This window comes from Tsukamurella sp. M9C (assembly GCF_020169415.1).
Taxonomy (GTDB): Bacteria; Actinomycetota; Actinomycetes; order Mycobacteriales; family Mycobacteriaceae; genus Tsukamurella.
Map to the genome: position 1 here is coordinate 20,106 of NZ_JAIULG010000016.1, position 23,758 is coordinate 43,863.

The following is a 23,758-nucleotide window of genomic DNA, read 5'->3' on the forward strand; positions in this document are numbered from 1 at the left end:
GACATGACCACCCTCGAACGGCCCCGCCCCGCCCCGGTCGGGCGCCTCGTCGACCAGTTCGAACGCGGCCTCGACGCCCCCATCTGCCTGACCTGGGAGCTCACCTACGCGTGCAACCTCGCCTGCGTGCACTGCCTTTCCAGCTCCGGCAAGCGCGACCCCCGCGAGCTCAGCACCGAGCAGTGCAAGGCCATCATCGACGAGCTGCAGCGCATGCAGGTCTTCTACGTCAACATCGGCGGCGGCGAGCCCACGGTGCGCCCCGACTTCTGGGAGCTCGTGGACTACGCGACCGCGCACCAGGTGGGCGTGAAGTTCTCCACCAACGGCCTGCGGATCAACGCGGAGGTCGCCCAGCGCCTCGCGGCCTCCGACTACGTCGACGTGCAGATCTCGCTCGACGGCGCCACCGCCGAGGTGAACGACGCCGTGCGCGGCGCCGGCTCCTTCGCCATGGCGATCACGGCCCTCGAGAACCTCTCCGCGGCGGGCTTCCGCGACGCGAAGATCAGCGTCGTGATGACCCGGCAGAACGTGGCGCAGCTCGACGAGTTCAAGGCCCTCGCCGACCGGTACGGCGCCACCCTGCGCATCACGCGCCTGCGCCCGTCGGGCCGCGGCGCCGACGTCTGGGACGACCTGCACCCCCTGCCCGAGCAGCAGCGCGAGCTGTACGACTGGCTCGTCGCGCACGGCGACGGCGTGCTCACCGGGGACTCCTTCTTCCATCTCTCCGCGTTCGGCGGGAACGACGGTGCCGGTGCCCTGCCCGGCCTCAACCTCTGCGGCGCGGGCCGCGTCGTGTGCCTCATCGATCCCGTCGGAGACGTCTACGCCTGCCCCTTCGCGATCCACGAGAACTTCCTGGCGGGCAACGTCACCGGCGACGGCGGCTTCCAGGAGGTGTGGCAGCGCTCCGAGCTGTTCCGCTCCCTGCGCGAGCCGCAGAGCGCCGGCGCGTGCACGCAGTGCAGCTTCTTCGACTCCTGCCGCGGCGGCTGCATGGCCGCGAAGTTCTTCACCGGCCTGCCGATGGACGGGCCGGACCCGGAATGCGTGCAGGGCTACGGCGAATCGCTGCTGGCGGGGGAGCGCACGAAACCCACTGCCAACAAGGACCACTCGCGCGGCGTGCCGCTCACGCTGATGACCCGGCCGCCGTCGCGCGACTGCGACGAGAACCCGCTCGCCGGATTCGCCCCCACCACCGCCACCGGCTGTTCAGCCACCGGCTGCTCCTGAAACCCGAGGAACACCATCATGTCCCGACTCTCCGCACTCGCCGAGCGCAACCCGTGGCGCCGCAATCCCTGGTTCGAGACCGTCCACGAGGCGCAGAACCGCGCCCGCAAGCGCCTGCCGCGCACGGTCTACTCGTCCCTCGTGGCGGGTACCCAGGGCGGCGTCACCGTCACCGACAACACTGAGGCCTTCGAGGAACTGGGCTTCGCCCCGCACGTCGTGGGAGCCAAGGCCGAGCGCAACCTCACCACCAAGGTGATGGGGCAGGAGCTGTCCTTCCCGGTGATGATCTCCCCGACGGGCGTCCAGGCCGTCGACCCCGACGGCGAGGTCGCCGTGGCCCGCGCCGCCGCCGCCCGTGGCACCGCGATGGGCCTGTCCAGCTTCGCCAGCAAGCCGGTGGAGGAGGTGACGGAGGTCAACGGGCAGATCTTCTTCCAGATCTACTGGCTCGGCAGCCGCGACGACATCCTGGCCCGCGCGCAGCGGGCCAAGGAGGCGGGGTGTCAGGGGCTCATCGTCACCACTGATTGGGTGTTCAACACCGGTCGCGACTGGGGCAGCCCCGAGATCCCGGAGAAAGTGGACCTCAAGGCCCTCGCGCGGCTCGCCCCAGAGATCGCCACGAGGCCGCGCTACGCCCTCGACTGGATCCGCGACGGCCGGATCATCGTGCCCGACCTCACCGCGCCCAACCTGGTCGATCGTGGCGAGACCGGTCCCACGTTCTTCGGCGCCTACTACCAGTGGATGAACACCCCGCCGCCCACCTGGGAGGACCTGGAGTGGCTGCGCGAGCAGTGGGGCGGCGAGTTCATGGTCAAGGGCGTCACCCGGCTCGACGACGCGAAGCGCGCCGTCGACATCGGCGCCACCGCCATCTCCGTCTCCAACCACGGCGGCAACAACCTCGACGGAACGCCCGCCACCATCCGCGTGCTCGGCCCGATCGCCGACGCCGTCGGGGCCGACGTCGACGTGCTGCTCGACGGCGGCATCCGCCGCGGCGCCGACGTGGTCAAGGCCCTCGCCCTTGGGGCCAAGGCCGTGATGATCGGCCGCGCCTACCTGTTCGGCCTCGCGGCCAACGGCCAGGCGGGCGTCGAGAACGTGCTCGACCTGCTCCGTATGGGCGTCGACTCGACGATGATGGGGCTCGGCCGCGCCGACGTCGCCGAGCTCAGCCGCGACGATCTCATCATCCCCGAGGGCTTCGAGCGCTCCTTCGGCGGCTGAGACCCGTGGCGACCGAGCTGAATTCGCTGACCTGGCCGGAGGTTCCGCCGGCCGGGTCGGTGCTCGTCGTCCCGGTCGGCTCCGTCGAACAGCACGGCCCGCACCTGCCGCTCGACACCGACACCCGCGTCGCCGCCGTGATCGCGCGGCGCGCCGTCGAGCGGATCGCCTCCGCACCCGGGCCCGACGGTGCCGTCGTCCTCGCCCCCGCGCTGCCCTACGGCGCGTCCGGCGAGCACGAGGACTTCCCGGGCACGGTCTCGATCGGCACGGCCGCACTGGAACTCGTGCTGGTGGAGCTGGGGCGCAGCGCGTCCCGCTGGGCGGCGCGCATCGCCTTCGTCAACGGGCACGGCGGGAACCTCGACGCGCTGCGCGCCGCGACGGCGCTGCTGCGCTACGAGGGCCGCGACGCCGCGTGGTTCCCGTGCGTCTTCCCGGGCGGTGACGCCCACGCGGGGGAGACGGAGACCTCGGTGCTGCTCGCGCACGCCCCGGCGACGGTGCGCGGGGACCGGATCGAGCCGGGGGAGACGGCGCCGATCGGTGCGCTCCTGGACCGGCTGCGCGCCGGCGGCGTGGCGGCGGTCGTGCCGAACGGCGTGCTCGGCGACCCGACCGCGGCCACCGCCGCGCGCGGCGCGGAGTTGCTCGACGGCGCGGTCGACCGTCTCGTCGGCGCGCTCGGCCGGTGGACCGTCGGCGCCGACGGGCGGTTGCGGTGACCGGCCCCGGATCCGCGCTCCTGCCGGACGGTTTCGCCGTCCGGCTCGACCCGGGGTGCCTGCGCCCCGGCCCGCGGCACCTGCTCGGCGGATCGCCGATGCGGCTGCTGACCCTGTCGTCCGGCGCCGCCGGGTTGATCGACGACCACGGCACCGTCACCGTCGGCGACGCCGCGACCGCGGGTCTCGCCCGGCGGCTGCTGGATTCCGGTGTCGCCGCGCCGATCGCCGCCGCCGAGGAGGGGGCCGGGGAGATCACCGTCGTGGTCCCGGTCCGCGATGATCAGGCCGGCGTCGACCGCCTGCTGCGCGCACTGCCCGGCCTGCCGGTCGTGGTCGTCGACGACGGCTCCACGGTCCCGATCCGCGTGCCCGGCGACCCCGCCGTGCGGCTCCTCCGCCTCGAGGAGAACCGCGGACCCGCGCACGCCCGCAACCGCGGCGCCGCACTCGTCGCCACCGCACTCGTCGCCTTCCTCGACGCCGACACCGCGCCCTGGCCCGGCTGGGCCGACGTGCTCCGCGCCCGGCTCGCCGACCCGACGGTGGCCGTGGCCGCGCCCCGCGTCGTCGGCCTCGAGCGTGCGCCGTGGACGCGACCCGTCGCGCGGTACGCGGGCCTGCACTCCAGCCTGGACATGGGGCCGCGGCCCGGCGCGGCACGGCCGGGGAACCCCGTCGCCTACGTGCCGTCGGCGGCGATGCTGGTCCGGCGCACCGCCTTCGAGGCCGTCGGCGGGTTCGACGACGACCTCCGGGTCGCCGAGGACGTGGACCTGTGCTGGCGCCTCGCCGCCGCCGGGCGGACGGTGCGGTACGAGCCCGCCGCGCGGGTGGGGCACGACCACCGGACCACGGCGCGGGCGCTGCTCGGCCGGCGCCGCTTCTACGGCACCGGCGCCGCGGAGCTGGCCCGCAGGCACGGCGCACACGCCGCGCCGGTGGTCACCTCGGTCCCGGCGGCGCTCGCGGCCGTCGGCGTCCTGTCGGGGACCCGGACGGGGCTCGCGGGCGCCGCGGCGATCCACGGCTGGACCTTCGTGCGCCTGCGCGGCCGCTTGCGCGAGGTCCCCCGCGCCGACGCGGTCGCCGCGCGGATCACCGCCCGCGCCGCGTACTTCGGCGCCCAGCAGGGGCTCGCGGCGCTGCTCCGGCACTACTGGCCGGCGACCGCGGCGGCGGCGCTCCTCTCGCGGCGGTTCCGGCGGCGAGTGCTGATCGCGGCCGCGGTGGAACCCGTCGTGACGTGGGCGGCCGCGGTGCGCCGGGAACCGTCGGCCCCGCACCCAGACCCCGTCACGTGGGCCGTGCTGCACCGCCTCGACGACCTCGCCTACGGCCTCGGCGTCTGGCAGGGGGCCGTGGCGCGCGGCGAGATCGGGGCCCTGCGGCCCAGGATCACGCGCTGACATGGCCGGCGGCGCGCGGCTCACCGCGGACACGGTCGTCGTGGGGGCGGGCAGCGCCGGCCTGGTGATCGCGCAGGCCCTGAGCGGCGACCGGGATGTCGTGCTGCTCGAGGGCGGGCCGATCGCCGCGCCCGCCGCCGCCACGCGGCGTCTCACCGCTCTGCCCCTCGGCGGTGACCGCGTCCGGCGGTACCGCGAGTCCCGCGGTCGGGACGTGGTGCGCGGCAGGGGGCTGGGTGGTTCGGCCGTCGTCAACGGCGGCTACTTCCTGCGCGGTCACCGGAGCGACTACGCGGCGTGGCCGTGGCCGCAGGAGGGGATCGCCGTGGCGTTCGACCGCGTCGACGGCGGCGCCGCCGGAGGCGGCTTCATGCGGGTCTCGGAGTTCGCGGACGCCGAACTGGGAGCGGTGGCGAAGCGCTTCGAATCCTACTGGCGCGCGCAGGGTCTCGATTCGTCGTCGGCTGCGCCGTGGCCGGGGACCGGGCTCAACCGCGTCCGGTCCAATCGGCACGACGGCGGTCGCTGGACCGCGGCCGACGCGCTGCCGCCGTCGGCGAGCGGTACCACGCTCCTTCGCGCCACCGCGACCGCGCTGATCGAAGCCCGCGGTGCGATCGTGGGAGTGCACACGACGGCGGGGCGGATCGATGCCGCCGAGATCGTTCTCGCGGCGGGCACGCTGGGGTCGGGCGCCCTGCTGTCGCCGTGGACGGGGCCCCTGGGAACGTTCGAGCATCCCGAGCGCATCGTCCGGTTCACCCCGCGTGCGCCCCTGCGGCGGGTCCCGCTCCTGCAGACGGTCCTCCACACCGCGGACGGACTCGAACTCCGCTGCTACGGCGACGACTTCGCGTCCTACATCCCGGGCGTGGGGCGCCGCGGGGTGCCGATCGGGGTCGCCGACATGAGCCGCCCGATCCGGGGCGTGCTCGCGCCGAGCGGCGCACTCGACCTCGGCGAGCCCGGCGCGGAGTCCCGGGCGCGGATGGCGCGCGGCGTGGACCAGGTCGTCGCCATGCTCGGCTCGCCCGCGTTCGCGGACGTCGTGGCGCCGGGCTCGATCGTCGTCGATCCGGTCGTCGGCGTGTCCTCGCACGCCTGGGGCACGCTGCCGCTCGGGGAGCGCGTCGATGCCGGGGGACGGATCGACGGCGTCGACGGGGTGCGGGTCGTCGACGGCTCGGTCCTGCCCGTGCTCCTGCGGAGCGGCCCGCACGCGAGCATCCTCGCCGCGGCGTCGCTGATCGCCGGGACGATCCGCGCCGAATGATCAAGGAGCGGGGAAGCTACCGGCCGGCGGCCGCCGCCTCGAACAGCCAGGACATCACCAGCGCACCGGGATCCGGCACGCCGATCACGGCGTCGCCGAGGTAGCTGGCCCGGCCGCGCGAGGCGGTGCTGTCCGCCGTCGCCGCCACGCCCTGCGCCGCCGCGGCCGCCGCGTCGGCGAGCGAGCCGCCGGCGTCGAGCACATCGGCGGCGGGGGAGATCGCATCCACCACCGTCTTGTCGCCGACCCGTGCGCCGCCCAGTTCGACCACCGCGTCGAGCCCGGCGCGCACGCCGCGCGCGAAGCCGGCACCGTCGGCCTGCAGGGCCCGGCCGAGCTCGGTGAAGAAGGTCCCGAAGACGGCGCCCGAGGTGCCGCCCGCGCGCACCAGGTACGACGTGGACATGGCGTCGAGGACCTCGCCGTCGGTACCGCGCAGGGGGAGCGGGAAATGGCCGAGCGCGGCGGCCATGTTGGTGCCGAAGTCGCCGTCGCCGGCCTTGCGGTCCAGCTCCGTCAGCTCGTCCACCGACCGCTGCACTCGGTCGACGAAGTCCGACAGCCAGACGTTCGGCTCGCCGGTGTCGGCGGAGTCGTCCGGCCGGGACTGCGCGAGCGGGTCCAGGTACGACGGCGCCGTGGCCGCGTTCGGCCAGCCCGGCGCGGACGTGGGCGCGTCCCACAGCGCGACGAGCTCGTCGTCGAGGGGGACCACCGTGAGGGAGGCGCCGGCCATGTCGAGGGCGGTGACGAGGCGCCCGACCAGCGAGCGCGCGACCTCGATCCCGCGCTCGCCGAGCTGTTTGACCGCCTCGGCGAAGATCACGCCGGTCTCCAGGTCGGTGACCGCGCCCAGGTTGTTGACCACGACCAGCGCGCGGTCGCCGGAGCCGAGGCCGGTGCCGGGCAGGATCCGCGCCAGCAGGTCGGTGACGATCTCCTCGGCGGCGGTCGCGGGCCGCTCGTCGCGGGCGCGCTCGCCGTGGATGCCGACGCCGAAGGCCATGTGCCCGGCGGGCAGGTCGAACGACGGGGCGTCGGAGCCCGGCACGTTGCAGGCGGAGAAGGAGACGGCCATGGAGCGGGCGCGGGCCGCGGCCCGGCGGCCGACCGCGGCCACCTCCGCGAGCGACGATCCCCGGTCGGCGGCCGCGCCGCAGATCTTCTCCACGATGACCGTGGCCGCGGTGCCGCGCCGCCCGGGGCCGGAGGTGTCCTCGGTGGCGACGTCGTCGTCGACCAGCACGAACTCGGTGGCGACGGCCGGCGCGTCGCCGTCGGGGGCGCCGACGAGGCGGCGGGCGACGGCGAAGTTCATCACGTCGCCGGTGTAGTTCTTCACCACGTGCACGACGCCGGCGCCGGTGTCCACCGCGCGGGTCGCGGCCGCCACCTGCACGGCGTTGGGGGAGGTGAAGATCAGGCCCGGGCAGGCCGCGTCGAGCATGCCCGCGCCGATCAGCCCCACGTGCATCGGCTCGTGCCCGGAGCCGCCGCCGGAGACCACGGCGACGCCGGAGGCCCGGGGCGTGCGGCGGGCGACGAAGCCCGCGTCGTGCCAGGCCGCGTCGGGGTGGGCTGCGAGGACGCCCCGCAGCCCGTCGGTGAAGAGGGATCCGGCGGAGTTCTCGAAGCGCGCGCGATGGGTCACGGCTTCACGTTAGCGAGGTATGTGCAACTCCGCGTGGCCTTCCCGGATGACCGTGAACGCCGACGTGGGGAACTTGGCGAAGGTGAAGGTGGGGTCGAGGATCTGCGCCGCCTCGGCGAGCCCGGGGTCGTGGCCCACCACGAGCACCGTCGTCGCGTCGCCCCGTTCCGCCTCCACGATGTCGAGGATCTCGGCGCCCGTCGCCCCGTACAGCGCGGGCAGGTGGCGCACCGGCGCGTCGACGGCGGCCCGCTCCAGCGTCGCCTGCGCGCGCTCGGCGGTCGAGCACAGCACCAGGTCCACGTCGTGCCCGTACCGGCGGATCGCCTTGCCGGCGAGCCCGGCCTGCCGGACGCCGCGCGGCGCGAGCGGGCGGTCGTGATCCTTCACCTTGTCGGGGTACGCGGACTTGCCGTGCCGCAGCAGGATCAGGGTGTCCATATCGGACACCCTACGGGGTGAACCAGGACAGCATCCGTCCCGAACCGGGCGCCGCCGGGCCGTCGTCGAGGTCCAGCAGCACGACGGTGCCCGGCGCGAAGCCCGGGAGCTCCGCGCCCGGGTCGAGTTGCGCCGCCGCCTCGGGGAGGCCGGGGAAGTGCGCCACCACCAGCAGCACGTCGACGTCCCCGGGGACGCCGTTGATCTCGTCCAGCACGCGGCGGCCCGGGCACTCGTAGAGCTCCTCGGTCGCCGTCATCGGGCAGCGCAGGTCCATCGCGTGGAAGGTCTCGACGGTGCGCCGCGCGGACGAGACGAGCGCGTGACCGGGTTCGAGGCCCTGCTCGGCGAGCCAGGCCGCGGACCGTCGGGCCTGGTCGCGACCGTTCGCGCTGATCGGGCGGGCCTCGTCGGGGATCGACACGCCCGACTCGCCGTGTCGCATGAGCGCCAGCACCGTCATGCCCCGATCTTGCCCTGCCGGGAATGCGTACATTGGTGACATGGCTGGAAAAGAGCTCGATCCCGCGCGCAAGAAGGCCGCGCTGGACGTCGTGAAGCAGCACCCGGGGATGGTCGCGGCGATGGCCGCGCCCGCGCTGGTGGTCGTCGCCGTCGGCTGGTTCATCGGTGGTGCGGGCCTCGGCCTGCTCCTGCTGGTGGCGTTCGGCGTGCTCGGCGCCGTCGGCCTGTCGCGGCTGCTGCGCGCCCGGTAGTCGTGCGGGTCGACGCCTGGCTGTGGGCGGTGCGGCTGACCAAGACTCGGTCGGCCGCCGCCACGGCTTGCCGTGGCGGGCACGTGCGCGTCAACGGCGCCACCGCCAAACCGGCTCAGCACATCGTGGTGGGCGACGAGGTGCGGCTGCGGCTCGCCGGACGGGAGCGGATCGTCGAGGTCGCGACCCTCATCCCCAAGCGGGTCGGCGCGCCCGTCGCCGCCACCTGCTACCTCGACCACAGCCCGCCGCCCCCGCCCCGGGAGATCGTGCTGTCCATGCCGCAGCGCGATCGGGGTGCGGGACGCCCCACCAAGCGCGAGCGGCGCGAGACCGACCGGCTGCTGGGGCGCGAATGACGGCGCCGATGCAGGAGCGCGTGCGTCGCGCGGCGCCCGGCGACGCCGGCGCCGTGGCCGCGCTCGCGGCACGCACCTTCCCGCTGGCGTGCCCGCCCACGCTGGCGCGCGAGCACGTCGCGGACTTCGTGGCGACGCACCTCAGCGAGGCCGAGTTCGACCGCCACCTGGCCGATCCCGACCACCGGGTCCTCGTGGTCGACGGTGCCGACGGCCCCGTCGGGTACGTCCTGGTGCTGCACGGCGCGCACGACGAGGGGCCCGCGGCGCTGCGCGGCGCACCGTCGGCCTACCTGTCCAAGCTCTACGTGGACCCGGACCACCACGGCGGCGGGGTCGCCCGCGCCCTGCTCGACGCCGTCCGCGCCGACGCCGCGGGCCTGCCCGTGTGGCTCGGCGTGAACGCCGACAACGCCCGGGCCAAGCGGTTCTACGCCAAGTCGGGGTTCGTGACGGCGGGGGTGCGCGAGTTCACCGTCGGCGGAACGACCTTCGTCGACGACGTGCTCGTCCTCGAGGACTCCCTGGGGGAGTAGAGGCGGGTGTTCTCGTCGCGGCCGCGCAGCTCCAGCTCGTCCGTGAACCGCCAGTGCTGCGACTCGGCCTCGCGGGCGCCCATGATCGCCGGCTCGGACGCCACCGGCAGCGAGGTGTCGCGCTTGGCGACCTCGGACAGGCGCGCCGACTCGTTGACCGGGTCGCCGATCACGGTGTACTCGTAGCGTTCGATCGCGCCGACGTTGCCCGCCACGACCACGCCGTAGGAGACCCCGATCCCGGCCCGCAGGTCCGGCACCGCCGCGGGCAGGCGGTCCGCGATGAGCCGCGAGGTGCGCAGGGCCCCGCCCGCCGGATCCGGGTGCGGCAGCGGCGCGCCGAAGACCGCGAGCACCGCGTCGCCCTCGAACTTGTTGACCAGGCCGTCGTTCTCCTCGACGGCGGTCACGATGACCTCGAAGAACCGGTTGAGCAGCTCGACCACCTCGGTCGCGGGCCGCTGCCGTGCCAGCGTCGTCGAGCCCACGACGTCGATGAAGAGCACGCCGACGACCTCCTCGGAACCGCCGAGCTGGACGCCCCAGCCGAGCGCCGCTTCCGCGACGTCGCGGCCCACGTGCCGGCCGAACAGGTCCCGCAGCCGCTCCCGCTCGGCGAGGCCGGTGGTCATCTCGTTGAACCCGGCCTGCAGCTCGCCCATGTCGGAGCCGTCGAAGATGCGCACGGCTACGTCGGTCTCGCCGTCGCGGACGCGGCGGATCGCGCCGCCGAGGACGCGCAGGGGCGCGATCAGGGCGTCGATGTTGAGCAGGCTGATGAGCGGTCCGGTGAGCAGCGCGATCGCGGCCAGTGCCGCGACGGCGACGAAGATGTCGAGCTTGGTGGTGTCGTCGCGGAAGGTGCCGAACAGCACCACGAGGAAGATGCCCAGGATCGGCACGCCCGAGCCGATCGCCCAGGCGGTGGCGGCCCGCATCCGCAGCCGGCCCTTGCGCGGTGCGCGGTACCCGGCCTCCAGCGCCGCCGCGGCCGCGGGGCGCAGCGCGAACTCCGTGATCTGGTACGAGATGGCGCACACGACGACCCCGGACAGGCCCGTGACCAGCGCGATCTTGGGGATCAGGTCGGGGTTGATGGCGCCGTAGCCGACGGTCATCACGACGGTGCCGACGCCCCACAGCAGCGCCTCCAGGGCGGTCAGGCGCCACGGCCCGACGATCGCCGCCTTCGCCTGCGCCGCGTTCGGCTCCTCGCGGCGGATCGACCAGCGCAGCGACCGGACCAGCCGGACGGTGCCGATCGTCGCGCCGAGCACGAAGGCGATCCCGATGTACAGCGGCACCACCAGGTAGTTCATCCACCAGGCGTCCCACGGGATCGACGGCTCCGGGATGCCGACGGTGGCCAGCGCGATGGCCAGGCCGACGCCGATGAGGTTGGCGACAACCACGCCGATGGTGATCACCAGCTGCACCCGGACGCGGGTCAGGCGGGAGCTGTCGTCGGCCGACCCCAGGAGGATCGAACCGTAGTCGGCGCGGAGCCGGGGCAGCTTCATGCTGCTAAGTTACCGGGTCATCACCGCCAGACGGGGGCGCGTTTCTCCAGGAACGCCGTCATACCCTCCTGCGCGTCCGGGATCATCGCGTTGGTCGCCATCACCTCGGACATGGCGGCGTAGGCGTCCGGCTCGGTCCGATCGATCTGGTCGTAGAAGGCGCGCTTGCCGATCGCCAGCGTTGCGCCGCTGGATTCCGCGATGCGGTGCGCCAGGCCGGTGACGGTCGCCTCGAGCTGGTCGGCGGGGACGGCGGCGTTGATCAGGCCCCACTCGACCGCGGTCTCGGCGTTGATCATCTCGCCGGTCAGCAGCATCTGCATCGCGCGCTTGCGGCCGACGGCCCGGGTGAGCGGGATCATCGGCGTCGAGCAGAACAGCCCGATCTTCACGCCGGGCGTCGAGAACCGCGCGTCGGAGGTCGCGATCGCCAGGTCGCAGGTCGCCACGAGCTGGCAGCCGGCGGCCAGCGCCATGCCCTGCACCTGCGCGATCACGGGCTGCCGCACGCGGTGCACCGCGGCCATGAGGTCGGTGCAGGCGGCGAAGATCTCGCGCTCCTCGTCGAGGGTGCGGCCGACCATCTCGCTCAGGTCGTGGCCCGCCGAGAACGCCGGCCCCTCGGCGCGGATCACGATGACCCGCACCGCGGGGTCGGCGTCGAAGCCGTCGAGCGCGGCGGTGGCCGCCCGCATCGTGGCGAGCGAGAGGGGGTTGCGCCGCCCGGCGGCCCCGAGGGTGAGGACCCCCAGGCCGTCGGCGACGTGCGTGCGAATCGGTGCGGCGTCCGTCATCCCTCGACGGTAACCACTACACCTCGCCGTCCGCGAGGAGTCGGTCGAGCTTGGCGTAGCCGTCGACGATGCCGACCTCCATGCCGCTGGCCAGCATGCCGTCGCGGCTCTCGAAGCTGTCGAGCAGCGAGACGGCGCGCAGCCGCGTGCGCCCGTCGCCGAGGTCCTCGAAGGTCATGGTCTCCAGCGACACCCCGTCGGGCATGTCGTCGTAGGTGAAGGTCTGCACGATCCGGTCCTCTCGAACGTCGTGGAAGCTGCCGTGGAAGGCGTACCGCTCGTCGCCGCGCTTGCTGACGTAGGACCAGCTGCCGCCGGTGCGCGCGTCCCAGTGCTCGATCTCGGTGTCGATGTCCGACGGTCCCACCCAGCGGGTGTAGATCTCGGGGTCGGTGTGGGCCCGGAACAACTGCGCCGGCGTCGCCTGGAAGTCTCGGGTGATGGTGACCGTGGGGAGGGTGGTGGAGGCCTCGATGCCGGCCTCGGCGTTGACGATGGTCATGATGCTGCTCCTTGTTCGGTGGTGTCGGTGGGGTTCTCTTGTGCGTTCAATTCGGCCAGCACCGCGTCGAGGCGCTGGTAGCGCTGTTCGGCGCGGCGGCGGTACCGCTCGATCCACCCGTTCATGAGGTCGAAGACCTCCGCCTCCAGGTGGGCGGGCCGCGCCTGGGCGCGGCGGGTCCTGCTGATCAGGCCGGCGTTCTCGAGCACGGTGAGGTGTTTCGAGACGGCCTGGATGCTCACGTCGTAGCGCTCCGCGATCTCCGTGAGCGTGGCGTCGCCGTCCGAGAGGCGGGCGACGATGTCGCGGCGCGTGGGGTCCGCGAGTGCCGCGAACGCCTTGGACAGGTCGTCGATGTCGTCGTTCGTGGTGCACCTCCTTCGTGTTCAACCAATCTGTTGAATACGACGGTACGCCCTCTCCTCCCGTTGTTCAACCCCTGAGTTGAAAAAGGTTCGACATGACGGTCCGCGGCGCGCCGGGCCGATGCCGGTGCTAAGAACGACGCATGCGATCAGCCGTCCGCACCGCGCCCCGCGTCCTCCTCGTGCTGATCGCGATGCTGCTCGTCGTCGCGCCGCTGCCGGCGCAGGCCGACCCGGTGCCGCCGTCGGGCGGGGTGCTGCGGGTGGGCACCGAGGGCGTCTACCAGGTGTACAGCTACCACGACGATGCCGGGAAGCTCACGGGCTACGACGTCGAGATGATCACCGCCATCGCCGATAAGGCCGGGATGCGGGTGGAGTTCGTGGAGACGCCCTGGGACTCGATGTTCTCCGCGCTGGAGGCGAACCGGCTGGACCTGGTGGCGAACCAGGTCGCCGCGAGTCCCGCCCGCGCCGCCAAGTACGACCTGTCCGACTCGTACAGCACGGCGAGCGGATCGATCCTGGTCCGCAAGGACGACGATGCGGTGAAGTCCCTGGACGACATCCGCGGCAGGCTCGCCGCCCAGAGCTCCACGAGCAGCTGGTCCGGCGTCGCGGAGAAGGCGGGCGCGCGGATCGAGCCGGTCGCGGGATTCACCGAAGCGGCGACGTTGCTCGCGCAGGGCCGCGTGGACGTGGTGGTCAACGACACGGGCGTGATCCGCAACTACCTCGCGGTCAACCACACGGCGCCGGTGAAGATCGCCGCCGAGACCCCCGACAAGTCCGAGTCGGTGTTCGCGGCCCGCAAGGGATCCGGGCTCATGCCGGCGATCAACCGCGGCCTCGCCGAGATCCGAGCCGACGGCACCGCCGAACGGATCTCGCAGAAGTACTTCGGCGCGGACAGTGCCGCGCCGAAGCAGTCCACCACCTGGGACCTGGTGCGGCGCAGCCTGGTTCCGCTACTGGAGGCCATGGTCACGAAGACCCTGCCGCTCACCGCGATCAGCTTCGCGATCGGACTCGTCCTCGCGCTGGCCGTCGCGCTCGCGCGGATGTCCGCCCGGCGTCTGCCCCGCGCGCTGGCGACGGTCTACATCTCGGTGATCCGCGGCACGCCGCTGCTGGTGCAGCTGGTGATCATCTTCTACGGCCTGCCCGCGCTCGGCCTGGTCTTCGATCCCTTCTTCGCGGCGGTGATCGCCTTCTCGCTCAACGTGGGCGGCTACGCGGCGGAGATCATCCGCGCCGCGATCGGCGCGGTGCCGCGCGGGCAGTGGGAGGCGGCCACCACGATCGGTATGGACTACAGCACCGCGCTGCGCCGGATCATCCTGCCGCAGGCCGCCCGCACCGCGACCCCGCCGCTCGCGAACACGCTGCTCTCGCTCGTCAAGGACACCTCGCTGGCGTCCACCATCCTCGTGACCGAGGTGTTCCGGCAGGCGCAGATCGCCGCGGCACCCACGTTCGACTTCCTCGTCATGTACGTGGTCGCCGCCTGCTACTACTGGGTGGTCTGCCAGCTGCTGAGCGTGCTGCAGTCGCACCTCGAGAACCGATTCGAAAGGTACGTGGCGCGATGACCGACCTGATCTCGGTGCGCGGTCTGACCAAGTCCTTCGGCGAGGTGGAGGTGCTGCGTGGCATCGACTTCGCGGTCCCGGAGGGCACGGTCACGGTCATCATCGGGCCGTCCGGATCCGGGAAGACGACGGTGCTCCGCTCGCTCAATGCGCTCGAGCTGCCGGACGGGGGCACCGTCACCGTCGGCGACGCGACGGTGGACTTCGGGGCCGGCACGCCCGGCAAGGCCGAACTGTCGCGCTACCGCGCGCAGAGCGCGATGGTCTTCCAGTCGCACAACCTCTTCCCGCACTTCACCGCGCTGCGGAACGTGACCGAGGGGCCCGTCGTCGTGCAGAAGCGCCCGGCGGCCGAGGTCGAGGCGGAGGCACGGGAGCTGCTCGCGCGGGTCGGGCTGAAGGACCACGCCGACAAGTACCCGCACCAACTCTCGGGCGGGCAGCAGCAGCGCGTCGGGATCGCGCGGGCCCTCGCGCTGCGGCCACGGGTCGTGCTGTTCGACGAGCCCACCTCGGCGCTCGACCCCGAGCTGGTCGGCGACGTCCTCACCGTGATGCGCGACCTGGCGACCGAGGGCCGCACGATGGTGGTGGTGACGCACGAGATGGCCTTCGCCCGCGAGGTCGCCGACCAGGTGCTGTTCGTCGACCGCGGCACCGTCCTCGAGGCGGGCCGCCCCGCCGACGTGATCGGCGCCCCGCAGCACGCGCGCACGCGGGAGTTCCTCGACCGCATCCTGCGCCCGCTGTAGGGCGGAAACCGGGTCGCGGGCGCACCGCGCGGGTCTCTACGCTCGACGACATGGCGCATGCACGCAGACCGGTGACCACCGAGGCGGAGCTCCGGGCCGTGGTGCCCGAGCCGATCCCGCGGATCCGCGACAAGGCCCGCCCCGAACTGCACGAGGTGCACCGGCTGTTCCTCGCGGCCGCGCGGCTCTACTTCGTCGCCACGTCGGGCCCGGGTGGGCTCGACGTCTCGCCGAAGGGCGATCCGGCGGGCGGCGTCCTCGTGCTGGACGACCGGACGATCGCGCTGCCCGACCGGCCGGGGAACCGCCGCGTGGACGGCCTGCGGAACCTCCTCGTCGATCCGCGCATCGCGCTCGAGTTCGTCATCCCCGGACGCGGCGACACGCTGCGCGTCAACGGGACCGCGGCGGTGCTCGCCGATGCGCCCTACGCACCCCGGATGGCGGTGGGGGAGAAGCTGCCCCAGCTCATCGTCGAGGTCGCGATCGACGAGGCCTTCTTCCACTGCAGCAAGGCCTTCCTCCGCTCGGAGGCGTGGGAACCGTCGTCCTGGGCGACGACGGACGACGACCGCGGCGTGCCCAGGCGCGCCGTCATCGCCAAAACGTTGGAGCGGCCGGAGGACTCGCTCGAAGAACTGGACCGCTACTACGGCGAGGGATACGGCCGTGAGCTCTACTGAACGCATGCACCGCTTCCGCCAGGTCGACGTCTTCTCCTCCGAACCGTTGCTGGGCAACCCGGTGGCGGTGGTGCACGACGCCGACGACCTCGCCGACGAGCAGATGGCGGCGTTCGCACGCTGGACGAACCTCAGCGAGACCACCTTCCTGCTCCGCCCGACGGACCCGGCGGCCGACTACCGGCTCCGGATCTTCACACCCGGCGGCGAGCTGCCCTTCGCCGGGCACCCGACGCTGGGCAGTGCCCACGCGTGGCTGGAGGACGGCGGCGTCCCGGCGACGGCCGGCACCGTCGTGCAGGAGTGCGGCGCCGGCCTGGTGCGCCTGCGCCGCGGGTCGACGCTCGCCTTCGCCGCGCCGCCGCTCGTCCGCAGTGGCCCCGCGGACGCGGACACCGTCGACCGGATCGCCGCGGGCCTGCGAGTCCCGGCCGGAGAGGTCGTCGCCGCCGAATGGGTGGACAACGGCCCCGGCTGGGTGGCCGCGCGGCTGCGGAACGCGGACGCGGTCCTCGCCGTGCGGCCCGACTTCGCGGCGATGGGGGAGCTCAACGTCGGTGTGGTGGGCCGGTATCCGGCGGGCGGCGACGCGGACGTCGAGGTCCGCGCCTTCTGCCCGTCGCTCGCGGTGCCCGAGGACCCGGTGACGGGCTCGCTCAACGCCGGTCTGGCGCAGTGGCTGATCGGCACCGGTGAGCTGCCGGAGCGCTACACCGCGTCCCAGGGCACCGCGCTCGGCCGCCGCGGCCGCGTGCACGTCGAGCGGGACGGCGACACGATCTGGATCGGCGGCGCCACGAGCACCACGATCCGCGGCGAGCTCAATCTGGCGTGATCAATCCTCGATCGCCGAGCCGATGCCGTACGTCGCCGCCCCGGCGCGCAGCCGGGCGTCGAAGGTCGCCACGGCCACCGCGCCGGTCCCGTCCTCTGCCGCGTCGACGGCGGTGAGGATCACCGCGGCGTCGGGGAGTTTCACGCGCGCGTCGTGCCGGATCCGCGCCAGGCGCGGGGCGAAGGACGGGGGAAGGTCACGTCGTCGGAGACCGAGATCCGCGAGTTCCGTTTCGGCGCTGCCCACCTCGCCGCTGCCGACTGCGCCCACGAGGTACTCGGCCACGGTCAACTCGCTCGCGGCGATCTCGTCGCCCCGGCCGATCGCGCCGAGCACCACAGCGGATGCCTTGCCGTGGAAAGGATCGTCGTCCTTGAAGAACGCGATGAGCACGCTCGCGTCGAGGACGACTACTCCGGCCACTCGGACCTCAGCTCCTCGAGGTAGCCGTCCGGGAACCATTTCGTGCGACTGCCCGCGAGTCGCGTCGCGACCGCGAGGCGCCGCTCGATCTCGCTGTCCGACGACTCCTCGACGGCCTCCGCACCTGCGGCGATCAGCTCGCGCAGCAGGCGCGACGGGCTCTCGGCGTGCGCCGGCCACCGCCGTCGGGCGATCTCCAGCGCGCGCGTGACCTCGGGGGTCTCCGTGATCGCGTGGCGCGGCCGGGTCGTGGGCATACCCGAGTGTAACACCGGAGAACGAGGTGTTACACCTGCTCGCCGCCGCGGAGCACCCGGAGGAGCTCCAGGCCGGCGGAGAGCTCCACCACGTCGGCACGCAGGCCGGCGGCGAGCTCGCCGCGGTCCTTGAGGCCCAGCAGCCGGGCGGGCGTGGTCGCCCCGGCGCGCGCGGCGTCGGCGAGCGACACCCCCGAGTGCCGGACGGCGCGCACCACCACGTCGAGCACCGACGAGGTGCCGCCGGCGATGGCGCCCGGCGTCCCGTCGGGCGTGGTCAGGCGCGCGACGCCACCCCCGACGGTGACCTCCAGCGGCCCGAGCGAGTACTGGCCGTCGGGCATCCCGGCGGCCTGCATGGCGTCGGACACCAGCGCGATGTGGTCCGGCCCGACGGTCGCGAAGACCATCGCGACGGTGCCGGCGGCGAGGTGCACCCCGTCGCCGATGATCTCCGCGACCGCGTGGCCCTCGCCCGCCGCCTGCAGCGCGGCACCCACGGCGCCGGGGTGCCGGTGGTGCATCGGGTGCATGCCGTTGAACAGGTGCGTGATGCTGACCGGGCCGTCCGGGGTGCCGAGCGCGGCGGCCACGGTGTCGTAGTCGCCGGCGGTGTGCCCGACGGATACGACGGCGCCGGCCGCGGAGAGCTGCCGCGCCAGGTCGGCGAAGTGCGCGGTCTCGGCGGCGACGGTCATCGAGGAGATCCGGCCGCCCGCGGCGTCGAGCAGCGCCGCGAGCAGCGCCGGGTCGCCGTCGATGATGTACCGCGGGTCCTGCGCGCCGCACACCTCCTGCGCGAGGAAGGGGCCCTCCAGGTGCAGCCCGGCGACGGTGCCGTCGTCCACGAGCGGCGCGAGCGTCGCGATCCGCTCGAGCAGCTTCTCCGGCGCCGCGGAGACCAGCGAGGCGAGCAGTGTCGTCGTGCCGCGGCCGAGGTGGTGCGCGGCGGCCGCGCGGGCACCGTCGGCGTCCGAGTCCGGGAAGCCGAAGCCCCCGCCCCCGTGGCAGTGCACGTCGATCATGCCGGGCAGGTAGACGCGCTCCGACGATGCCGGCAGCGTCGCGGCCGGGAAGGCGGACGCGGGTCCGACCTCCGCGATCCGGCCGTCCGCGAGGGCCAGGACACCGTCGTCGATCGCCCCGGAGGGCGTGACGACGGTGCCGCGCAGGAGCTCGCTCAAGCCGTGGCCTCCGCTTCCATGTCCTCGTCCTCGCGACCGGGGGTCTTGAGGTTGCGCCGCTTGATGATGAAGCTGAACGAGAAGTAGTAGATCACGGCGTAGACCAGGCCCATCGGGATGAGCAGCAGCGGTTTGTTCGCCAGCCCGAAGTTGAGCACGTAGTCGATGGCGCCGGCGGAGAACGTGAAGCCGTGGTGGATGTCCAGCCAGTTCGCGATGAGGAGCGAACTGCCGGTGAGCAGCGCGTGGAGCAGCAGCAGCGGCCAGGCCACGAAGATGAAGGAGAACTCGAGCGGCTCGGTGATGCCGGTGATGAAGCTGGTGAGCGCGACGGACAGCATGATGCCGCCGACCACCTTGCGGTTCTCGGGCTTGGCGCAGCGGTAGATGGCGAACGCCGCGGCGGGCAGGCCGAACATCATGATGGGGAAGAAGCCGGTCATGAACGTGCCCGCGGTGGGATCGCCCTGCATGAACCGGGCGATGTCGCCGTGCACCACGGTGCCGTTCGCGCCCTGGTAGTCGCCGAGGACGAACCAGACCACGGAGTTGATGATGTGGTGCAGGCCGAGCGGTAGCAGCAGGCGGTTGACGGTGCCGTACACGCCGCCGCCGACCACGGAGTGTTCGGCGACCCAGTTGGCGAGACTGGTCAGGCCGGCGTTGAACAGCGGGTAGGCGAAGGACATGAGCACGCCGACGACGATCGCGCCCGAGGCGGTGAGGATCGGGACCAGGCGGCGGCCGGAGAAGAAGCCGATGTAGTCGGGCAGCTTCGTCTTGTAGTACTTCTGCCAGAGCATCGCCGACATGATGCCGATGACGATGCCGCCCAGCACGCCGTACTCGACGAGGGCCTGCTTGCCGTCCTTGTCGAGCTTGCCCGCGAGCACCACGGGCGACATGGCCTTCTCGACGGCCTGGAACGACAGGTATCCGACGAGTGCGGCGAGCGCGGTGGAACCGTCGGCCTTCTTGGCCCAGCCGATCGCGATGCCGACCGCGAACAACATGCCGAGGTTGGCGAACAGCGCGTTGCCCGCGCCGCCGATGACCGCGGCGACGGTCTTCATGGAGTCGAATCTGCCGAGGAGGTCGTCCTGGCCGAGGCGCAGCAGGATGCCCGCCGCGGGCAGCACCGCGATGGGCAGCATGAGGCTGCGCCCGAGTTTCTGGAGACCGCTCAGATCGAGCCGTCGTGCTGATATACCGGATCCGGATGAGGAACTCATTTTTCGCTCCTGTCGAGGGACGAGTCCACTAGGCTGACGACAGGTTATAACCAGTTCGGCCCGGCGTGAGTCGGTTTCCCCGAACCTCTCCGAAAGGCGGCAGGAATGTCGAAGGCGCAGGACATCGTGAACGGGCTCGGCGGGGCCGACAACATCGAAGAGGTGGAGGGCTGCATCACCCGCCTCCGCTGTGAGGTCAAGGACACCGGCCTCGTGGACCAGGCCGCGCTCAAGAAGCTCTCGCACGGCGTGATGGTCGCCGGCTCGGCCGTGCAGGTCGTCGTGGGCCCGACCGCGGACGCGCTCGCCGAGGAAGTGCAGGACCTCCTGTGACCGAGGTGCTGGCACCGGTCGCCGGGCGGCTCGTGCCGCTCTCGGCCGTGCCGGATCAGGTCTTCGCCGGCGAGATGGTGGGCTCGGGGGTCGCCATCGAGCCGGCCGTGCCCGCCGACGGTGCCGAGGCCGTCGTCGTCTCGCCGGTGGCGGGGACGGTGCTCAAGCTGCATCCGCACGCCGCGATCGTGCTCGCGGACGGGGGTATCGGCGTCCTGGTGCATGTCGGAATCGACACCGTGAATCTGAATGGTGAGGGATTCACGCTGCTGGCTGCGGAGAAGGCCAAGGTGGCAGCCGGGGATCCGTTGATTTCGTTCTCCCCGTCGGGTATTCGCGACCGAGGACTGAGTGCGATCTGCCCCGTCGTGGTGATGGATTCCCAACCCGGGTCCATTGCGAATCTTGAAGAACGTGATGTGGCCGCGGGGGATTGGATCTTTACTGTGTGAATGACACGTCGCTCGGGCGTGTTCATCTGGTCACAGTGATCGAATGGAGGCGTAATCCTCTCACTATCTTGAGTACCGTGAGCGCGAATGTTGTCGGTTGGGGAAAGGTGGATGGCCTGTGGTGAGCTCGACGGGACGCCTCGCTGAGGGAGGCGTGCGATGGATGCGAACCTGATCCAGCACCTCATCACCGTTCCGCTATTCACCGGCATCATCGGCTACATCACCAACTGGACCGGCATCCTCATGCTGTTCGAGCCGAAGAAGTTCTACGGCGTCAAGGTGCCCGGGATGGCGACCCTGTATCCGCTGCTGCCGCGCCGGGTCCAGGTGATCCCCGCGATCATGCCCGACGGCCGCGTCGGCTGGCAGGGGATCGTGCCCTCGCGGGCGGAGAAGATGGCGAGCATCGCCGTCGACAAGTCGCTCAACAAGGTGGGCAGCATCGCCGAGTTCTACGAGGTGATGGATCCGGAACACGTCTCCGAGGTGCTCACTCGGGCGTCGCTGCCGATGATCCCGTCGATCGTGGAATCCGTGATGCAGCGCGAGAACCCGCGCCTGTGGTACTCGCTCCCCGAGGACGTCAAGCTGCTGGTCTTCCGCCGCGTGTCCGCCTCGCTGCCCAAGGACGTCCGGAAGATCACGTCGACCATCGGCGAGAACATCGACGACTACATCGACGCCAAGCTGCTGGTGATCCGGTACCTCACGAACAATCCCTCGGTACTGAAGGACATCTTCTACAACATGGGCCGCAAGGAGCTGAAGTTCATGCAGAACTTCGGCTTCTACTTCGGCTTCCCCATGGGCTTCCTGCTCGTGGCGCTGCTGCACTTCTTCCCGTATTGGTGGCTGCTCCCGCTGGGCGGGATCGTGATCGGCTACGTGGTGAACTACATCGGCATCCTGATGATCTTCGAGCCGATCCACCCCACCTGGTGGGTGCCGTGGAAGCAGGGCCTGTTCCTCAAGCGGAAGAAGGAGATCGGCGAGCAGTACGCCATCGTCATGGCGGACAAGGTCATCACGATCGAGAACATCTGCGACGAGCTGCTGCACGGCCCGCGGTCCGACCGCACGCGCGCCACCGTCGAGTCGGTGCTGCGCGATTCGATCGACAACGCGGCCGGGTGGGCCCGCGGCTTCGTCAAGCTGTCGGTGGGGTCCGAGGCCTACGACCGGGTGCCGCAACTGGTGGGCGCCGAGGCGCTCAAGGTCGCGCAGGCGACGGTCAGCGAGCCGAAGTTCGTCGCCGAGCAGCAGTCGAAGGTGCGCGAGTTCGTGATCGAGCGGATGAGCAAGCTCAGCCCGGAGGACCTCAGCGAGCTGCTCCGATCGGCGATCAAGCAGGATGAGTGGCTGCTGTTCCTGCACGGCGCGGTGCTCGGCTCGTTCGCCGGGTTCCTCCATCTAGCGATATTCGGGGTGTGACAGACGTGAGTGAGAAGTCCCGTTCCTCCGCGGCCTCCGGCGACGAGGTCGTCGACGAGAACCGTGAGCTCGCGGTCCGCGACGGCGGCGAGGTCGCCGCGGCGGAGAAGCAGGAGTCCGGCGGGCTCCTCGGCCGGCTGGGGCGCGTCTCGAACTCCGCCTTCAGCGTGACCCGCGAGCTCGGCGGCTCGGCGCAGCGCCTCACGCAGCAGTTCGTGAGCGAGGCCGGCCATCTCGTGGACGTCGCGCTGACCACCGAGGTCGCGCCGCGCATCGTCGTGCACGGGGAGGTCGTGGACGAGCTGCTCGAGCAGGCCCCCGAGCCCGTCGCTACTCCCGACGAGCTCCGCCGCACGGGCGATCGGCTCCTCGCGCAGTCCGCCGAGCCCGCGGGCGCGCAGACGCCGCACCCCGCGTACGAGCACCTCCTGCAGGAGCTGTGCCCGGACGAGGCCCGCATCCTGCGGCTGCTGTTCAACGACGGTGCCCAGCCCGCCATCGACGTGCGCACGAACCGCCCGTTCGGCGTGGGCGCCGAGACGGTGGCCGCCGGCGTGTCGATGATCCCCGAGGTCGCCGGCTGCCGGAACCCCGACCGGATCGCCGAGTACCTCGGCAACCTGCACCGCCTGGGCCTGATCTGGTTCTCCAAGGAGCAGGTCGACGTGCGGCGCTACGAGTTGCTGCAGGTGCAGCCCCAGCTGCTCGACGCGCTGAGCAGCGCGGGCCGGTATGCGAAGACCGTTCGCCGCCGGATCGAGATCACGCCCTTCGGCCGCGCCTTCTACACCACCTGCTTCTCCCCGTCGTCCGGCTTCGCGGACTAGGTCGCGCGGGCTCCGCTCGTCGGCGGCAGGTGCTGGGGATGGACGGCCTCCCGGGTGATCGCGAGAGCCGATTCGAGGTCGCCGTAGCGCAGTTGGGCGACGCGGACGAACAGGAAGTCGACCACGGCGAGCTGTGTGAGACGGCTGGCGAGGGCCGCCGCCCGCAGCGGTGACTCCTGCGCGACGGTGAGCAGGAGGCGGTCGGCCGCCCGCCCCAGGGGGGACTCGGGGGCGTTGGTCACGGCGACGCCGAGGGCTCCGCGCTGGGTCGCGAGCTGCAGGGCGCGGTGCACCTCGACGGTGGTCCCGCTGAACGAGACGGCGACGGCGACGGAGTCCGGAGTCGCGAGCGCCGCGTGGACGAGCTGCATGTGCGTGTCCGGCGAGTACTGGCAGGACAGGCCGATGCGCTGCAGCTTCTGGGAGAGGTCGAGCGCCGCGAGGCCGCTGGCCCCGACGCCGAAGGCGTGGCACCGTCCGTGCTCGGCGATCGCCTGTGCCACGGTCTCGAGGGCGTCGTGGTCGATCAGGCGGGCGGTCTGCTCGAGGGAGCGGGCCTCGTGGAAGGCGATCTTGGCGACGACGGTGGCGAGGTCGTCCGCGTCGTTGATGGCGCCCTCGGCGATGTCGGACCGTTCGAGTTCGACTTGGCGGCGGGACAGCTCCTGCGCCAGGGCGATCCGCAGATCGGGGTAGCCGCCGAACCCCAGCGCGCGGGCGAACCGGACGACGCTGGCCTGCGATGCGCCGGCGGCCTCCGCCAGCTCGGTGATCGTCGCGGCGACCGCGCGCTCGGGGTCGCCGATCACCGTCGCGGCGACCTTGGCCTCTGCCGGGCGCAAGGTCGGAACGACGGATCGTATGCGGTCGATGGTGCCGTCCACAGCTCCCCCTCCAGCGTCTCGGCGAGTATTCCACAGCAGTTCTGAAAATTATCTTCGCATGAGCTCGTTCGTGTGTAATCTTTCGTCATCGCCGGAGCGGA

Annotated in this window: 28 protein-coding genes; 16 read left to right on the top strand and 12 right to left on the bottom strand. The window is 72.2% G+C overall.

Annotation, left to right across the window (positions count from 1 at the left end):
- Positions 1–3: 3 nt before the first annotated feature.
- The 5 genes from mftC to mftG are packed head-to-tail and all read left to right on the top strand — an operon-like array spanning position 4 to position 5,885.
- On the top strand, positions 4–1,242 hold the full coding sequence (gene mftC / locus LB823_RS09985) for a mycofactocin radical SAM maturase (protein WP_224646849.1): 1,239 nt from the start codon (positions 4–6) through the stop codon (positions 1,240–1,242).
- 18 nt (positions 1,243–1,260) lie between these two features.
- On the top strand, positions 1,261–2,478 hold the full coding sequence (gene mftD, locus LB823_RS09990) for a pre-mycofactocin synthase MftD (RefSeq protein ID WP_224646850.1): 1,218 nt from the start codon (positions 1,261–1,263) through the stop codon (positions 2,476–2,478).
- The gene (gene mftE, locus LB823_RS09995) at positions 2,475–3,203 is read left to right on the top strand and encodes a mycofactocin biosynthesis peptidyl-dipeptidase MftE (protein WP_224646932.1); all 729 of its coding nucleotides are present in this window, start codon (positions 2,475–2,477) and stop codon (positions 3,201–3,203) included. The genes mftD and mftE overlap by 4 nt, the downstream gene beginning before the upstream one ends.
- Positions 3,200–4,612: a mycofactocin biosynthesis glycosyltransferase MftF gene (gene mftF, locus LB823_RS10000; protein ID WP_224646851.1), complete on the top strand. Its 1,413-nt coding sequence runs from the start codon at positions 3,200–3,202 to the stop codon at positions 4,610–4,612. Before mftE ends, mftF begins: the two co-directional genes overlap by 4 nt.
- Position 4,613: 1 nt before the next feature.
- Positions 4,614–5,885: a mycofactocin system GMC family oxidoreductase MftG gene (gene mftG / locus LB823_RS10005; RefSeq protein WP_224646852.1), complete on the top strand. Its 1,272-nt coding sequence runs from the start codon at positions 4,614–4,616 to the stop codon at positions 5,883–5,885.
- A 16-nt stretch (positions 5,886–5,901) separates the two neighbouring features.
- On the opposite strand, the gene LB823_RS10010 is transcribed toward mftG, so the two are convergent.
- The 3 genes from LB823_RS10010 to LB823_RS10020 are packed head-to-tail and all read right to left on the bottom strand — an operon-like array spanning position 5,902 to position 8,440.
- The gene (locus tag LB823_RS10010) at positions 5,902–7,536 is read right to left on the bottom strand and encodes a dihydroxyacetone kinase family protein (RefSeq protein WP_224646853.1); all 1,635 of its coding nucleotides are present in this window, start codon (positions 7,534–7,536) and stop codon (positions 5,902–5,904) included.
- A 9-nt stretch (positions 7,537–7,545) separates the two neighbouring features.
- The gene (locus tag LB823_RS10015; protein WP_224646854.1) at positions 7,546–7,977 is read right to left on the bottom strand and encodes a histidine phosphatase family protein; all 432 of its coding nucleotides are present in this window, start codon (positions 7,975–7,977) and stop codon (positions 7,546–7,548) included.
- Positions 7,978–7,987: 10 nt separating this feature from the next.
- Positions 7,988–8,440, bottom strand: a complete 453-nt coding sequence (locus LB823_RS10020; RefSeq protein ID WP_224646855.1) for a histidine phosphatase family protein — start codon at positions 8,438–8,440, stop codon at positions 7,988–7,990.
- Positions 8,441–8,480: 40 nt separating this feature from the next.
- On the opposite strand from LB823_RS10020, the gene LB823_RS10025 reads away from it, so the two are divergent.
- Genes LB823_RS10025 through LB823_RS10035 form a run of 3 tightly spaced genes read left to right on the top strand, consistent with a single transcriptional unit; the run spans position 8,481 to position 9,588 of the window.
- On the top strand, positions 8,481–8,693 hold the full coding sequence (locus tag LB823_RS10025) for a hypothetical protein (RefSeq protein WP_068524038.1): 213 nt from the start codon (positions 8,481–8,483) through the stop codon (positions 8,691–8,693).
- 2 nt (positions 8,694–8,695) lie between these two features.
- Positions 8,696–9,052, top strand: coding sequence for an RNA-binding S4 domain-containing protein (locus LB823_RS10030; RefSeq protein WP_224646856.1), 357 nt, complete (start codon positions 8,696–8,698; stop codon positions 9,050–9,052).
- Between the two features lie 8 nt (positions 9,053–9,060).
- Positions 9,061–9,588, top strand: coding sequence for a GNAT family N-acetyltransferase (locus LB823_RS10035; RefSeq protein WP_224646858.1), 528 nt, complete (start codon positions 9,061–9,063; stop codon positions 9,586–9,588).
- Here the strand turns inward: LB823_RS10035 and LB823_RS10040 are convergent.
- From LB823_RS10040 to LB823_RS10055, 4 genes are read right to left on the bottom strand one after another with little or no spacing between them, the layout of a single operon-like run.
- Positions 9,483–11,108: an adenylate/guanylate cyclase domain-containing protein gene (locus LB823_RS10040; RefSeq protein WP_224646860.1), complete on the bottom strand. Its 1,626-nt coding sequence runs from the start codon at positions 11,106–11,108 to the stop codon at positions 9,483–9,485. The two genes, LB823_RS10035 and LB823_RS10040, sit on opposite strands and share 106 nt — an antisense overlap.
- A gap of 20 nt (positions 11,109–11,128) precedes the next feature.
- Positions 11,129–11,902: an enoyl-CoA hydratase gene (locus tag LB823_RS10045; RefSeq protein WP_224646861.1), complete on the bottom strand. Its 774-nt coding sequence runs from the start codon at positions 11,900–11,902 to the stop codon at positions 11,129–11,131.
- Between the two features lie 16 nt (positions 11,903–11,918).
- A complete protein-coding gene (locus LB823_RS10050; RefSeq protein ID WP_224646862.1) occupies positions 11,919–12,404 on the bottom strand; it encodes an SRPBCC family protein in 486 nt (161 codons plus the stop codon).
- Entirely contained in the window at positions 12,401–12,760 is a 360-nt protein-coding gene (locus tag LB823_RS10055) for a helix-turn-helix transcriptional regulator (protein ID WP_224646933.1), read from the bottom strand. Before LB823_RS10055 ends, LB823_RS10050 begins: the two co-directional genes overlap by 4 nt.
- Positions 12,761–12,912: 152 nt before the next feature.
- On the opposite strand from LB823_RS10055, the gene LB823_RS10060 reads away from it, so the two are divergent.
- From LB823_RS10060 to LB823_RS10075, 4 genes are read left to right on the top strand one after another with little or no spacing between them, the layout of a single operon-like run.
- Positions 12,913–14,361 (top strand): ABC transporter substrate-binding protein/permease, encoded by a 1,449-nt coding sequence (locus LB823_RS10060; protein ID WP_224646863.1) that lies wholly within the window; start codon positions 12,913–12,915, stop codon positions 14,359–14,361.
- Positions 14,358–15,113, top strand: a complete 756-nt coding sequence (locus LB823_RS10065; protein WP_304941276.1) for an amino acid ABC transporter ATP-binding protein — start codon at positions 14,358–14,360, stop codon at positions 15,111–15,113. Before LB823_RS10060 ends, LB823_RS10065 begins: the two co-directional genes overlap by 4 nt.
- A 50-nt stretch (positions 15,114–15,163) precedes the next feature.
- Positions 15,164–15,796, top strand: coding sequence for an MSMEG_1061 family FMN-dependent PPOX-type flavoprotein (locus LB823_RS10070; RefSeq protein WP_224646864.1), 633 nt, complete (start codon positions 15,164–15,166; stop codon positions 15,794–15,796).
- 4 nt (positions 15,797–15,800) lie between these two features.
- On the top strand, positions 15,801–16,631 hold the full coding sequence (locus tag LB823_RS10075; RefSeq protein ID WP_224646937.1) for a PhzF family phenazine biosynthesis protein: 831 nt from the start codon (positions 15,801–15,803) through the stop codon (positions 16,629–16,631).
- Here the strand turns inward: LB823_RS10075 and LB823_RS10080 are convergent, their stop codons facing one another.
- From LB823_RS10080 to LB823_RS10095, 4 genes are read right to left on the bottom strand one after another with little or no spacing between them, the layout of a single operon-like run.
- The gene (locus LB823_RS10080) at positions 16,632–17,054 is read right to left on the bottom strand and encodes a PIN domain-containing protein (protein ID WP_224646865.1); all 423 of its coding nucleotides are present in this window, start codon (positions 17,052–17,054) and stop codon (positions 16,632–16,634) included.
- The gene (locus LB823_RS10085; RefSeq protein ID WP_224646866.1) at positions 17,042–17,311 is read right to left on the bottom strand and encodes a hypothetical protein; all 270 of its coding nucleotides are present in this window, start codon (positions 17,309–17,311) and stop codon (positions 17,042–17,044) included. The genes LB823_RS10080 and LB823_RS10085 overlap by 13 nt, the downstream gene beginning before the upstream one ends.
- A gap of 29 nt (positions 17,312–17,340) precedes the next feature.
- Entirely contained in the window at positions 17,341–18,495 is a 1,155-nt protein-coding gene (locus LB823_RS10090; protein WP_224646867.1) for an N-acetylglucosamine-6-phosphate deacetylase, read from the bottom strand.
- Positions 18,492–19,727, bottom strand: a complete 1,236-nt coding sequence (locus tag LB823_RS10095; protein WP_224646868.1) for a PTS transporter subunit EIIC — start codon at positions 19,725–19,727, stop codon at positions 18,492–18,494. The genes LB823_RS10090 and LB823_RS10095 overlap by 4 nt, the downstream gene beginning before the upstream one ends.
- 105 nt (positions 19,728–19,832) lie before the next feature.
- Here LB823_RS10095 and LB823_RS10100 point away from each other — a divergent pair, with 105 nt between their 5' ends.
- The 4 genes from LB823_RS10100 (at position 19,833) to LB823_RS24035 (ending at position 22,773) form a co-directional block, all read left to right on the top strand.
- Positions 19,833–20,060 (top strand): PTS transporter subunit EIIB, encoded by a 228-nt coding sequence (locus LB823_RS10100; protein ID WP_068524062.1) that lies wholly within the window; start codon positions 19,833–19,835, stop codon positions 20,058–20,060.
- Positions 20,057–20,512 carry a PTS glucose transporter subunit IIA gene (locus tag LB823_RS10105; protein ID WP_224646869.1) on the top strand — a complete coding sequence of 152 codons (456 nt, stop codon included), beginning with the start codon at positions 20,057–20,059 and terminating at the stop codon, positions 20,510–20,512. The genes LB823_RS10100 and LB823_RS10105 overlap by 4 nt, the downstream gene beginning before the upstream one ends.
- A 159-nt stretch (positions 20,513–20,671) precedes the next feature.
- The gene (locus LB823_RS10110) at positions 20,672–21,946 is read left to right on the top strand and encodes a DUF445 domain-containing protein (RefSeq protein ID WP_102101145.1); all 1,275 of its coding nucleotides are present in this window, start codon (positions 20,672–20,674) and stop codon (positions 21,944–21,946) included.
- On the top strand, positions 21,943–22,773 hold the full coding sequence (locus LB823_RS24035) for an Abi-alpha family protein (RefSeq protein ID WP_224646871.1): 831 nt from the start codon (positions 21,943–21,945) through the stop codon (positions 22,771–22,773). Before LB823_RS10110 ends, LB823_RS24035 begins: the two co-directional genes overlap by 4 nt.
- On the opposite strand, the gene LB823_RS10120 is transcribed toward LB823_RS24035, so the two are convergent.
- Complete coding sequence (locus LB823_RS10120) at positions 22,770–23,657, bottom strand: MurR/RpiR family transcriptional regulator (RefSeq protein ID WP_224646873.1); 888 nt, start codon at positions 23,655–23,657, stop codon at positions 22,770–22,772. The two genes, LB823_RS24035 and LB823_RS10120, sit on opposite strands and share 4 nt — an antisense overlap.
- Between the last annotated feature and the right edge of the window lie 101 nt (positions 23,658–23,758).

What these genes read in the sequence shown, in the direction of transcription:
- mftC (WP_224646849.1), top strand. Translation starts at nt 4, where the DNA reads ATGACCACCCTCGAACGGCCCCGCCCCGCCCCGGTCGGGCGCCTCGTC.
- mftD (WP_224646850.1), top strand. Translation starts at nt 1,261, where the DNA reads ATGTCCCGACTCTCCGCACTCGCCGAGCGCAACCCGTGGCGCCGCAAT.
- mftG (WP_224646852.1), top strand. Translation starts at nt 4,614, where the DNA reads ATGGCCGGCGGCGCGCGGCTCACCGCGGACACGGTCGTCGTGGGGGCG.
- LB823_RS10015 (WP_224646854.1), bottom strand. Translation starts at nt 7,977, where the DNA reads ATGGACACCCTGATCCTGCTGCGGCACGGCAAGTCCGCGTACCCCGAC.
- LB823_RS10020 (WP_224646855.1), bottom strand. Translation starts at nt 8,440, where the DNA reads ATGACGGTGCTGGCGCTCATGCGACACGGCGAGTCGGGCGTGTCGATC.
- LB823_RS10025 (WP_068524038.1), top strand. Translation starts at nt 8,481, where the DNA reads ATGGCTGGAAAAGAGCTCGATCCCGCGCGCAAGAAGGCCGCGCTGGAC.
- LB823_RS10035 (WP_224646858.1), top strand. Translation starts at nt 9,061, where the DNA reads ATGCAGGAGCGCGTGCGTCGCGCGGCGCCCGGCGACGCCGGCGCCGTG.
- LB823_RS10040 (WP_224646860.1), bottom strand. Translation starts at nt 11,108, where the DNA reads ATGAAGCTGCCCCGGCTCCGCGCCGACTACGGTTCGATCCTCCTGGGG.
- LB823_RS10045 (WP_224646861.1), bottom strand. Translation starts at nt 11,902, where the DNA reads ATGACGGACGCCGCACCGATTCGCACGCACGTCGCCGACGGCCTGGGG.
- LB823_RS10050 (WP_224646862.1), bottom strand. Translation starts at nt 12,404, where the DNA reads ATGACCATCGTCAACGCCGAGGCCGGCATCGAGGCCTCCACCACCCTC.
- LB823_RS10060 (WP_224646863.1), top strand. Translation starts at nt 12,913, where the DNA reads ATGCGATCAGCCGTCCGCACCGCGCCCCGCGTCCTCCTCGTGCTGATC.
- LB823_RS10065 (WP_304941276.1), top strand. Translation starts at nt 14,358, where the DNA reads ATGACCGACCTGATCTCGGTGCGCGGTCTGACCAAGTCCTTCGGCGAG.
- LB823_RS10070 (WP_224646864.1), top strand. Translation starts at nt 15,164, where the DNA reads ATGGCGCATGCACGCAGACCGGTGACCACCGAGGCGGAGCTCCGGGCC.
- LB823_RS10075 (WP_224646937.1), top strand. Translation starts at nt 15,801, where the DNA reads ATGCACCGCTTCCGCCAGGTCGACGTCTTCTCCTCCGAACCGTTGCTG.
- LB823_RS10085 (WP_224646866.1), bottom strand. Translation starts at nt 17,311, where the DNA reads ATGCCCACGACCCGGCCGCGCCACGCGATCACGGAGACCCCCGAGGTC.
- LB823_RS10095 (WP_224646868.1), bottom strand. Translation starts at nt 19,727, where the DNA reads ATGAGTTCCTCATCCGGATCCGGTATATCAGCACGACGGCTCGATCTG.
- LB823_RS10100 (WP_068524062.1), top strand. Translation starts at nt 19,833, where the DNA reads ATGTCGAAGGCGCAGGACATCGTGAACGGGCTCGGCGGGGCCGACAAC.
- LB823_RS10110 (WP_102101145.1), top strand. Translation starts at nt 20,672, where the DNA reads ATGGATGCGAACCTGATCCAGCACCTCATCACCGTTCCGCTATTCACC.